Annotated in this window: 11 protein-coding genes and 1 pseudogene; 6 read left to right on the top strand and 6 right to left on the bottom strand. The window is 71.6% G+C overall.

The features are described 5' to 3' along the window. The first annotated feature begins 120 nt into the window (after nucleotides 1–120). A complete protein-coding gene (locus tag B073_RS0113005; RefSeq protein WP_018538534.1) occupies nucleotides 121–1,086 on the top strand; it encodes a hypothetical protein in 966 nt (321 codons plus the stop codon). A gap of 10 nt (nucleotides 1,087–1,096) precedes the next feature. Continuing rightward, nucleotides 1,097–1,441, top strand: a complete 345-nt coding sequence (locus B073_RS0113000) for a rhodanese-like domain-containing protein (RefSeq protein ID WP_199788142.1) — start codon at nucleotides 1,097–1,099, stop codon at nucleotides 1,439–1,441. A gap of 176 nt (nucleotides 1,442–1,617) precedes the next feature. On the opposite strand, the gene B073_RS0112995 is transcribed toward B073_RS0113000, so the two are convergent. From B073_RS0112995 to paaA, 6 genes are all read right to left on the bottom strand, one after another. Continuing rightward, complete coding sequence (locus B073_RS0112995) at nucleotides 1,618–2,751, bottom strand: acyl-CoA dehydrogenase family protein (protein WP_018538532.1); 1,134 nt, start codon at nucleotides 2,749–2,751, stop codon at nucleotides 1,618–1,620. A 111-nt stretch (nucleotides 2,752–2,862) separates the two neighbouring features. Beyond that, nucleotides 2,863–3,909 carry a 1,2-phenylacetyl-CoA epoxidase subunit PaaE gene (paaE, locus tag B073_RS0112990; protein WP_018538531.1) on the bottom strand — a complete coding sequence of 349 codons (1,047 nt, stop codon included), beginning with the start codon at nucleotides 3,907–3,909 and terminating at the stop codon, nucleotides 2,863–2,865. Beyond that, complete coding sequence (paaD, locus tag B073_RS0112985) at nucleotides 3,909–4,412, bottom strand: 1,2-phenylacetyl-CoA epoxidase subunit PaaD (RefSeq protein WP_018538530.1); 504 nt, start codon at nucleotides 4,410–4,412, stop codon at nucleotides 3,909–3,911. The genes paaE and paaD overlap by 1 nt, the downstream gene beginning before the upstream one ends. Further along, nucleotides 4,406–5,125 (bottom strand): 1,2-phenylacetyl-CoA epoxidase subunit PaaC, encoded by a 720-nt coding sequence (gene paaC, locus B073_RS0112980; protein WP_018538529.1) that lies wholly within the window; start codon nucleotides 5,123–5,125, stop codon nucleotides 4,406–4,408. The genes paaD and paaC overlap by 7 nt, the downstream gene beginning before the upstream one ends. Next, complete coding sequence (paaB, locus tag B073_RS0112975; RefSeq protein ID WP_026247326.1) at nucleotides 5,122–5,388, bottom strand: 1,2-phenylacetyl-CoA epoxidase subunit PaaB; 267 nt, start codon at nucleotides 5,386–5,388, stop codon at nucleotides 5,122–5,124. Before paaB ends, paaC begins: the two co-directional genes overlap by 4 nt. Before the next feature lie 101 nt (nucleotides 5,389–5,489). Beyond that, complete coding sequence (gene paaA / locus B073_RS0112970; RefSeq protein ID WP_018538527.1) at nucleotides 5,490–6,473, bottom strand: 1,2-phenylacetyl-CoA epoxidase subunit PaaA; 984 nt, start codon at nucleotides 6,471–6,473, stop codon at nucleotides 5,490–5,492. A gap of 165 nt (nucleotides 6,474–6,638) precedes the next feature. On the opposite strand from paaA, the gene B073_RS0112965 reads away from it, so the two are divergent. From B073_RS0112965 to B073_RS0112950, 4 genes and pseudogenes are all read left to right on the top strand, one after another. Then, nucleotides 6,639–7,310: a DUF5819 family protein gene (locus tag B073_RS0112965; protein WP_018538526.1), complete on the top strand. Its 672-nt coding sequence runs from the start codon at nucleotides 6,639–6,641 to the stop codon at nucleotides 7,308–7,310. Then, on the top strand, nucleotides 7,307–8,665 hold the full coding sequence (locus tag B073_RS0112960; protein ID WP_018538525.1) for an HTTM domain-containing protein: 1,359 nt from the start codon (nucleotides 7,307–7,309) through the stop codon (nucleotides 8,663–8,665). Before B073_RS0112965 ends, B073_RS0112960 begins: the two co-directional genes overlap by 4 nt. A 59-nt stretch (nucleotides 8,666–8,724) precedes the next feature. Then, nucleotides 8,725–8,913 (top strand): annotated as a pseudogene (locus B073_RS47800) (rRNA methyltransferase); the annotation flags it as partial. A gap of 208 nt (nucleotides 8,914–9,121) precedes the next feature. Then, nucleotides 9,122–9,883, top strand: a complete 762-nt coding sequence (locus B073_RS0112950) for a TrmH family RNA methyltransferase (RefSeq protein ID WP_037811600.1) — start codon at nucleotides 9,122–9,124, stop codon at nucleotides 9,881–9,883. The last annotated feature ends 39 nt before the right edge of the window (nucleotides 9,884–9,922 follow it).

Here is a 9,922-nt window from a genome sequence, read left to right as displayed (position 1 = left end):
CCCCCACCCCCACCCCCGAACCCCGGCCCTCGTCCCACCCCCTCAGCTCGCACCCCATCCGTCCCACCACCCCCGGGACGCCACCACGCACCCCCTCCCCCAGGGCCGTACGCTGACCGGGTGACGAACTCGCACGCGGAGAACGCGCAGGACGGCCAGGACCGACCGGACACACCGGGGGCACTCGGCGACCCGGCCGCACCGCGGGCGGCGGATGCCCGCGGTGCGGTGCCGGACGCGGAGCGGAGCGATCCGGATGCCACCGCTGCCGGGGGGAGCCCGGAGGGCGCGGGGGACGACGCGGATCCCCGGGACGAGGGGACCCGGCGGTTGGCGAAGGCGGTGCTGGCGGCCGAGCAGGCTCTGATCGAGTTCGAGATCGCGGTGGAGACCTTCCGGGTGGAGGTGGAGAACTTCTCCCGGCTGCACCACCAGCGGCTCGGTCCCCTGTATGCGCGGCTGGACGAGCTGGACGCGCAGATCGCGGAGGCCGTGGCGGCGCGTACCGGCGACCCCGAGGACATCCGCAAGGCGCGCGAAGCACGCGCGTCGGTGCTGCCGATGCCGCAGGTGGAGGAGTTGTTCCACGGCTGGATCGGGTCGGAGGGGCTGTTCCCCGAGGCGCACGCGATGCTGACGGACCAGCCCGTCCAGCCGCCGCCGAAGGTGCGGCCGGGTGAGGAGGCCCGCAAGATCTACCGCGATCTGGTCCGCCGGGCGCATCCGGACCTGGCGCGGGACGACGCGGAGCGGGCCAGGCGGGACGGCTTCATCGCGCGGGTCAACGCCGCGTACGGGCGGGGTGACGTGGCGTTGTTGCGGGAGCTGGTGCGGGAGTGGGAGGCCGGTCCGGCGCCTGCCGAACGGCGGCTGAGCGAGAGCGAGGAGCTCTATGCCCGGCTGGAGTGGCTGGCCGAGCGCAAGGAGCTGCTGGCCTCGGCCGTCGCGGAGCTGGAGGCCAGCGCGATCGGCTCGATGATCCGGATGGCGCCGGACGATCCGGACGCCCTGCTGGACGAGATCGCCGAGAAGCTGCTGGCCGATGTCCGGGAACGCGAGGCGTATCTCATGCAGCTGGTCGGGTAGCGTCGGGAGCATGCAATTTGGTTCTGTGCCCACGGTCGGTGTCGATGCCCTCACGCCCGAGGACTTCCTGCTGGACGTCCGTGAGGACGATGAGTGGGCGGCCGGGCACGCCGAGGGCGCGCTGCACATCCCGATGAGCGAATTCGTCGCCCGTTACGGGGAGTTGACGGAGACGGCGCCCGAGGGCGGCAGGATCTTTGTGCTGTGCCGGGTCGGCGGTCGGTCGGCCCAGGTGGCGCAGTATCTGATCGGGCAGGGCCTCGACGCGGTGAATGTCGCGGGTGGCATGCAGGCGTGGGAGGCGGCCGGGCGTCCGGTGTCGGACGGCAAGGGCGGCGTGGGGACGATCGTCTAGGACGTTGCTCCTGGCTGGTTCCTGGCGGGGCCTCTCTGTTGGCGCTGCCGTGGCGGGGGCCTGGGGGCGCGACGGCCGACGGCGGTTCTCTGTGGTGCGCGTCCCGACCGCTGACGTCCGTCGTCGGCCGAGTTGACGTCCGGACGTCCGCCGTCAGCCGAGGGAGTGCGCGGTGATCAGCCGAGCGGGTGCGCGGCGAGGAGTTCGCCGAGTGCCTCCTCGTGGGCGGCGGCCGGGCCGAGGGAGAGTTCGAGCTGTTTGGCCCAGGCGTGGTAGCGGTGCAGTGGGTTGTCGGTGTCGGCGCCGAAGCCGCCGTGCAGGTGCTGGGCGGTCTGGACGATGCGCCGGACGCCCTCGGAGGCCCAGATCTTGGCGACCGCGATGTCCCCGGCGGGCGGTAGCGGTCCCGGGGCCCCGGTGGTGAGGCGCCAGGCCGCCTGCCAGAGAGTGGCTTCCATGGCGCGCAGGTCGATGAAGCGGTCGGCGGCCTGGACGGCGACGGCCTGGAAGGTGGCCAGAGGGAAGCCGAACTGTTCGCGTTTTGTGGTGTAGTCGCTGGTCATGGCCAGGACGCGTTCGCCGAGGCCGAGGGCGAGGGCGCAGGTGCCGGTGGTGAGCAGGTCGCGCAGTGTGTCCCAGGCGGCCGGGTCGGTGAGGATTTCCCGGGCGTCGGCGCGGACGGAGTCGAGGCGGATCTCGGCGTAGCGCTCGCCGTTGGTGGATATCTGGTCGCCGAGGGTGAGGCCGGGGCGGTCGCGGGGGACGAGGGCGAGGACGGTGCGGCCGTCGGGAGTGTGGGCGGGGAGCAGGATGCGGTTGGCGGTGTGGGCCCAGGGGACGGCGGTGTGGGTGCCGTCGAGGGTCCAGGTGGTGCCGTCCTGTCGGGCGGTGACCGCGAGTTCGGCGGGGTCGTGGCCGGTGCGGCCGCCGGTGGCGGCGGTGAGGACGAGGTGGCCGGTGGCGAGCTGTGGCAGGACGTCGGCGCGCAGGTCGTCGGTCGCGTGGTGCTGGAGGGTGTGCGCGCCGGCGTAGGTCTCCAGGAGGGGGACGCGGGCGAGGACCTTGGCGGATTCACGGAGGACGAGGCAGAGGGCGATCGGGTCGAGGCCGGCGCCGCCGTGTCCGGGTGCGACGGGGAGGCCGAGGAGGTCGGCGTCGGCGAGGGTGCGCCACAGGGGGCGGTCGAAGTCGTCGGCGACGGGGCCGTGGGCGAGTGCCGGGCTGGGGACGCCGTCGGGGGCGACGTCCGAGAAGACGGCCTGTGCCGCTTCGACGGCTGCCTGTTGTTCCTCGGTGAAGGTGAAGTCCACTGGTCCGTCCTCCCGCGTGCCGTCGCCGGTCCGGCGAGCGATACCTGACGAGGCGTCAAGTTAGAACATGTTGCAGGAATTGGGAATGGCGCGGACGGCGGCGGGCGGCTCTCAGCGGTCGAAGTCCAGCTCGACCTGCTCCGTGGCGGGGTGGGACTGGCAGGCCAATACGTATCCGGCGTCGACCTCCTCGGATTCCAGGGCGAAGTTGCGGTCCATCCGGATCTCACCGGAGACGAGGAAGGCGCGGCACGTGCCGCAGACGCCGCCCTTGCAGGCGTAGGGGGCGTCGGGGCGGTTGCGGAGCACGGCTTCCAGGAGCGATTCGCCGTCATGGACGGGCCAGGTGCCGGAGCGGCCGTCGAGGGTGGCGGTGACCGTGCTGTGCGCGGGCACGGTGGTGGCGGGCGCGGGGGCCGCGGCGCCGTTGTCGAGGTGGAAGATCTCTTCGTGGATGCGGGTGCGCGGTACGCCGAGGGCGCGCAGGGCCTGTTCGGCGCCCTGGACGAGGCCGTAGGGGCCGCACAGGAACCAGCCGTCGACAGAGTCGGTCCGCAGTAGCGCAGGCAGCAGGGTGCGCAGGCGTTCCTGGTCGAGGCGACCGGAGGGCAGGCCGGTCTGCCGTTCCTCGCGGGAGAGCACATGCACCAGCTGGAACCGCTCCGGGTAGCGGTCCTTGAGGTCGGCCACCTCCTCCAGGAACATCGCGGAGGCCGTGGTGCGGTCGCTGCGGATCAGGCAGAAGTGGGCGTCGGACTGGCGGGCGAGCAGGGTGCCGGCGATGGAGAGCACCGGGGTGATGCCGCTGCCGCCGACGATGCCCACGAACCGGCCGGGGCGGGGGACGAGGGTGAAGCGGCCCGCCGGCGCCATGACGTCGACGGTGTCGCCGACGGCGAGTTCCTTGAGGGCGTAGGTGGAGAAGGTGCCGTCCTCGACCAGGCGGATGCCGACCCGCAGGACGGGGTCGTCGGTGGCGGGGGTGCAGATGGAGTAGGTGCGGCGGATCTCCCGGCCGTCGACCGTTCTGCGCAGTGCGATGTGCTGCCCGGGGGTGTGCCGGAAGGTCGCGCGGAGCTCGGGCGGGACCGTGAAGGTGACGGCCACCGCGTCGTCCGTGAGCCGCTCGATCTCCCGCACCTGGAGCGGGTGGAACATCACAACTCCTTGAAGTGGTCGAAGGGTTCGCGGCAGGACTCGCAGCGGCGCAGCGCCTTGCAGGCCGTGGAGGAGAACCGGCTGAGCAGGGTGGTGTCGGTCGATCCGCAGTGCGGGCAGCGGATGGTGAGGTCGAGGGGGATTGGTCCTCGGGCCGACGCGGTGGGGCGGGGCGGGGCGATGCCGAATGCGGCGAGTTTCCGGCGGCCCTCGTCGGTGATCGCGTCGGTCGTCCACGGCGGGTCGAGGACGGTGCGGACCTCGACCTCGGGTATGCCGTGGTCGTGCAGGACGCGTTCTATGTCGGCGGACATCGCCTCGATGGCGGGGCAGCCGGTGTAGGTGGGGGTGAGGGTGACCTCGACGCGGTCGGGGGCGGTGAGCCGGACGTCGCGCAGCACGCCGAGTTCGGCGAGGGTGAGGACGGGCAGCTCGGGGTCGGGGACGGAGCCGGCGAGCGCCAGGAGTTCCGCTTCGAGGGTGGTGGGGGCGGGGGTCACCATGTCGCCCCCGGGTGGCTGCGGTGGAGGTGCTGCATTTCGGCGAGCAGCCGGCCGAAGGGTTCGGTGTGGATTCCCTGGCGGCCGCCGCCGGCGGTCCAGGCGCCGTGCCGGGGGCCGGTGGGGACGGTGAGGGTGGCGCGCTCGACGGTGGCGGTGATGCGGGCGGTCCAGGTGTCGTGGAGCGTCTGCCAGGGGACGCCGGCCAGTCCGTCGACGGGGTCGAAGAGTTCGCCGGTGTAACGCCAGAGGGCGTCCAGGGCGCGTTGCATCCGGGTGTGGCTCTCGTCGGTGCCGTCGCCGAGGCGCAGGGTCCACTGTTCGGCGTGGTCGCGGTGGTAGGCGGTCTCCTTGACGGCCTTTCCGGCGAGCGGCGCCAACTCGCTGTCGGTGGTGGCGAGGTGGCCGTAGAGCAGCTCTTGGTAGGTGGAGAAGTAGAGCTGGCGGGCGATGGTGTGGGCGAAGTCGCCGTTGGGCTGCTCGACGAGCTGGACGTTGCGGAACTGGCGTTCCTCGCGGAGGTAGGCGAGTTCGTCCTCGTCGCCGGCGAGGGAGAGCAGGATTCTCGCCTGGCCGAGGAGGTCCAGGGCGATGTTGGCGAGGGCGACCTCCTCTTCGAGGACGGGGGCGTTGCCCGCCCACTCGCCGAGGCGGTGGGAGAGGATCAGTGCGTCGTCGCCGAGGGGCAGTGCGGGGGTGGCGGTGCGGGGCGTCACAGGTGGTGCACCCCCTCGGGGATCTCATAGAAGGTGGGGTGGCGGTAGGGCTTGTCGCCGGCCGGTTCGAAGAAGGCGTCCTTCTCGTCCGGGGAGGAGGCGGTGATCTCGGCGGAGGGGACCACCCAGATGGAGACGCCCTCGGAGCGGCGTGTGTAGAGGTCGCGGGCGTTGCGCAGGGCCATCTGGGCGTCGGGGGCGTGGAGGCTGCCGGCGTGGGTGTGGGACAGGCCGCGGCGGCCGCGGACGAAGACCTCCCACAGGGGCCAGTCGGCGGGGCCGGTGGTGGCCGTGGGGTCTGCGCCGACCCGGGGCTGCGCCGTGGTGGCGGGCGGGGGCGGGACGTTCGCGGGGCGTGGTGACGTCATCGGGCCGCCTCCTCCTGGTCGGTGCCGCGGTGCGGGCTGCGGGCGGGGTGTCTGGCGGCGTGTGCGGCGGCGGCCTCGCGTACCCAGGCGCCTTCTTCGTGGGCGCGGCGGCGGCGGCCGATCCGTTCGTCGTTGCAGGGGCCGTTGCCCCTGAGGACCTCGTGGAATTCGGTCCAGTCGATGGGGCCGAAGTCCCAGTGGCCCCGTTCGTCGTTCCATCGCAGGTCGGGGTCGGGGAGGGTGAGGCCGAGGGCCTCGGCCTGGGGCACGCAGATGTCCACGAAGCGCTGGCGGAGCTCGTCGTTGGAGTGGCGCTTGATCTTCCAGGCCATGGACTGGGCGGAGTGGGCGGATTCGTCGTCGGGCGGGCCGAACATCATCAGCGAGGGCCACCACCAGCGGTCGACGGCGTCCTGGGCCATGGCGTGCTGGGCCTTCGTGCCGCGGCTGAGGGTGAGCAGCAGCTCGTATCCCTGGCGCTGGTGGAAGGACTCCTCCTTGCAGATGCGGACCATGGCGCGGGCGTAGGGGCCGTAGGAGCAGCGGCAGAGTGGGACTTGGTTGGTGATGGCGGCGCCGTCCACGAGCCAGCCGATGGCGCCGACGTCGGCCCAGGTCAGGGTGGGGTAGTTGAAGATCGAGGAGTATCTCTGGCGGCCGGTGTGGAGCTTGTCGAGGAGTTCGTCGCGGCCGGTGCCGAGGGTTTCTGCGGCGCTGTAGAGATACAGGCCGTGTCCGGCTTCGTCCTGCACCTTGGCCATGAGGATCGCCTTGCGGCGCAGGGACGGTGCTCTGGTGATCCAGTTGGCTTCCGGCTGCATGCCGATGATCTCGGAGTGGGCGTGCTGGGCGATCTGGCGTACCAGCGAGGCGCGGTAGCCGTCCGGCATCCAGTCACGTGGTTCGATCCGCTCCTCCGCGGCGATGGTGGCGTCGAACAGGGCCTCGTGTCCTGTGTCCTCCGGCGCGATCGTCGTCATGTGGTGCCCCCTCCTCCCGACCGACCGATCGTTCGGTTCAATGGTGAGTGGGCGGACCGCGGGTGTCAAGCCTGTGGATAACCAGGGGAAGGTGTGCCGGGGCGGGCCGCGTAGGTACCGTTCCGGGGCGGAGTCGGTCGGACGAGGACGGGGAACGGGGCGGGAATGCAGTCATACGGGGACGAATCGCGGCCACTGTCCGCGCTGTCGCTGCCTTCGCGGATCGTCATAGGCGTGGCGGCCAGCGGTATCGCGGTCGCCGTCCTGATCCATCTCGCGATGATGTTCCTGCACGTCGCGCCGTCGAACACGCTCAGCAAGCAGCAGGGCGGGCTGATCAGCGACTACGTCTATCCCGAGTACGAGCAGAACTGGAAGCTGTTCGCCCCCAACCCGCTCCAACAGAACACCGACGTCCAGGTCCGCGCGCAGCTGCGCGCCCAGGACAGCACCGTGCGGACGACCGGCTGGACCGACCTGACCGCGCGCGACGGCCAGGGCATCCTCCACAACCCGCTGCCCAGCCACACCCAGCAGAACCAGCTCCGCCGCGGCTGGGAGCTGCTGTCCAACTCCCTCGACGCACAGAATCGCCCGACCGGCGAGCGCGGCGAGAGCTTCGCCCGTTATATCCGGCGGATCGTGATGCTCCGGATGTCCGGCGAGTGGACCAGGGGCGGCAACCGGATCGAGCAGATCCAGGTCCGCTCGCAGACCACCCCGGTGCTCCCGCCGCCGTGGAGCACCGAGAAGATCAGCGACAAGCCCGCCTACCGCGTACTGCCCTGGTGGCAGGTCACCGCGAACGACCTGCCCGAGGGGGCGACCATCCAGTGACGTCACCGACGCCGCAGCAGCCGCACACCGCCCCGCCCGCCCCCGAAGCCCCCACGGCGGCTCCCGAGGGCACCCCCGGTGCCTACGAGGAGACCCGCCTCGAACGCGCCGTGGGCCGCGGCTTCGGCTGGGTCACCGGCCGGGCGCGGGCCCCGTACCAGACCGCCGTCATCCGGATCGGCTTCGCCGGCACCTGGCTGCTGTTCCTGCTGCGGGAATGGCCCCACCGCGAGCAGCTCTACGGACCCGGCGGCCCCTGGGACTTCGGCATGGCGCGCCGGCTGCTGGAGGGCAACCAGGGCTTCTCCGTCCTGGTCTGGTCCGACAGCGGCACCTGGTTCGAGTGCGTCTACCTCCTCGCCATCGTGGCCAGCGCGCTGCTGATGCTGGGCTGGCGCACCCGCACCATGTCGGTGCTGTTCATGATCGGCGTGCTGTCGCTGCAGAACCGCAGCGTCTTCATCGGGGACGGCGGCGACAACGTCATCCATCTGATGTCGATGTACCTCGTGCTGACCCGGTGCGGTCAGGTGTGGTCGCTGGACGCCCGCCGCGCCCGGCGCGCGGCGGCTGTCGCCGGCTCCGGGGGAGGCGCCGCGGCCGCGCCCCGCGACCTGACCGGCATCGTCCTGTGGGCGGTGCTCGGCCTCGCCCTCGCCGCGGCCCAGCTGGCCGGCGCCCCCGGGCTCACGTGGTTCGGGCACGGGCCGTTCCCGCACTTCGGCTGGAGCCTGGCCCTGTGGGGGCTGTGGGCGGCGCACGGCCTGTGGTGGGCGGCGCGCCGGTACGCCCCCGGGGAGCCCCGGATCGTCCTCGACACCCTCGCCAAACTGGCGCACAACGGCGTCCTGCTGGTGATCATGGTCGAGGTCTGCCTCGTCTACGCCACCGCCGGCTGGTACAAGATCCAGGGCTCGCGCTGGCAGGACGGCACCGCCGTCTACTACCCGATGCACCTGGACTATTTCTCCCCCTGGCCGGCACTCTCCCAGCTGCTCGGCAGCAACGGCCTGATGGTCATGCTGATCACCTACGGGACCGTGATCGTGCAGGTCGCCTTCCCGTTCACCCTCTTCAACCGGCGCCTGAAGAACGTGCTGCTGGTCGCCATGATCTGCGAGCACCTCTCGATCGCGTTCCTGCTGGGGCTGCCGTTCTTCTCCCTGGCGATGATCACCGCCGACGCCGTCTTCCTGCCGACGACCTTCCTGACCTGGCTCGGCGGCCGGCTCTCCGGCCTGCGCCGCCGGCTGCTCCCGGGCAGCGGCGGCCCCGTCGGCAGCGTGGTCCCCGGCGGCGGTGCGCCGGAGGCCGCTGCCCGCTCCGGCGGCGACGGCCCTACGCCCATGGGGTGAGCAGCGAAACCACCGCCCCCGCGAAGCCCCTCTAGGGCGACGAAGGGTACGGGCCCACGATCGGCGTCGGCCCGCACCCGCAGCCCCGGCCGCAGGACGGCCGCCACGACCCCGAGCTGCTCGCCCACGGCGACCGCCGCAATGTCGTCGACCGCTACCGCTCCCGGACACGCGAGGCGATCGCCGCCGACCTCGACACCCGCCGCCACGGCTTCCATGTGGCCGTCGAGAACCGGAGCCACGACTACGGCCCGCCCGGCACGAACTGATCCGTCTTGCGGTCACCGCGCCCGTAGACGTGGCAGAACAGCCGGTCGTCGCTGGTCGGGGCATCCGGGCGGAGCCGGTTGCCGACATCCACGGCCGGCACCACGGAACGCCGCCGACTGATGGTGCACACAGTGCTCCCGCACAGGCGAAGGCCCTGGTAGCGGCCGTGAGCCGTACTCTGAAGTGGTGAGCGAGGACGAGATCACGAGAGCCGTACGGCAGTGGCGGGACGCTGCGCCTGAGATGGTGCTGCTGGACGGGTTCCATGCCTTGAAGCACGCTCTCCGCTTCGGGGCGGATGTCCGCGTCGCGATTTCCAGTGACAAGGGCGCCATCCTGGGGCTGGCAGATGAGTTGGCCGGTGACGTTGCGGACCGGTTGGACGATCTTGTGATCGAGGTGCCGACCGCAACGTACCGGGACCTCGTGCCCAGGGTGCATCCGACGCAGGTGGCCGGTTTGGCCGTTCGCCCTGAGCCCCGACGAAACCTGGCGGTCCTGTCGGGAGCCCCGCGGCCGGCTCCGGTCGTCGTCCTGGAGAACCCACGGAATCTGGGGAATGTCGGCGCCGTGGTCCGGCTCGCTGCCGGGTTCGGCGCAACCGGCGTGGTCACGACCGGCGATATGGACCCGTGGCACCCCAACGTGGTGCGCGCGGCAGCCGGCCTCCATTACGCGACCGCGGTGGAGAGTCTCCAGCTCGACGACCTACCGCCGGGGCCGGTGTACGCGCTGGACCCGGAAGGAGACGACATCAGATCTGTGACGCTCCCCGATGACGCGCTGCTGGCGTTCGGTTCTGAGCGGCACGGGATCTCTCCGGAACTCCGGAAGGGGGCCACCAAGCTCGTAGCCCTCCCGATGAGGCCCCAGGTGTCCAGCTACAACCTGGCTACGAGCGTCGCCATGGCCCTCTTCCACTGGGGAGGCCCACCACCGGTGCCGTGAGCAGCCATGACGGCGGGCCGGGCCCACACCTGTCATGTA

The organism is Streptomyces sp. MspMP-M5 (genome assembly GCF_000373585.1).
Classification (GTDB): Bacteria; Actinomycetota; Actinomycetes; order Streptomycetales; family Streptomycetaceae; genus Streptomyces.
Note: the sequence above shows the minus strand (reverse complement) of the source record. Positions and strands in the feature narration are given on the sequence as shown.

What these genes read in the sequence shown, in the direction of transcription:
- B073_RS0113000 (WP_199788142.1), top strand. Translation starts at nt 1,097, where the DNA reads ATGCAATTTGGTTCTGTGCCCACGGTCGGTGTCGATGCCCTCACGCCC.
- paaA (WP_018538527.1), bottom strand. Translation starts at nt 6,473, where the DNA reads ATGACGACGATCGCGCCGGAGGACACAGGACACGAGGCCCTGTTCGAC.
- paaE (WP_018538531.1), bottom strand. Translation starts at nt 3,909, where the DNA reads ATGTTCCACCCGCTCCAGGTGCGGGAGATCGAGCGGCTCACGGACGAC.
- paaD (WP_018538530.1), bottom strand. Translation starts at nt 4,412, where the DNA reads ATGGTGACCCCCGCCCCCACCACCCTCGAAGCGGAACTCCTGGCGCTC.
- B073_RS0112965 (WP_018538526.1), top strand. Translation starts at nt 6,639, where the DNA reads ATGCAGTCATACGGGGACGAATCGCGGCCACTGTCCGCGCTGTCGCTG.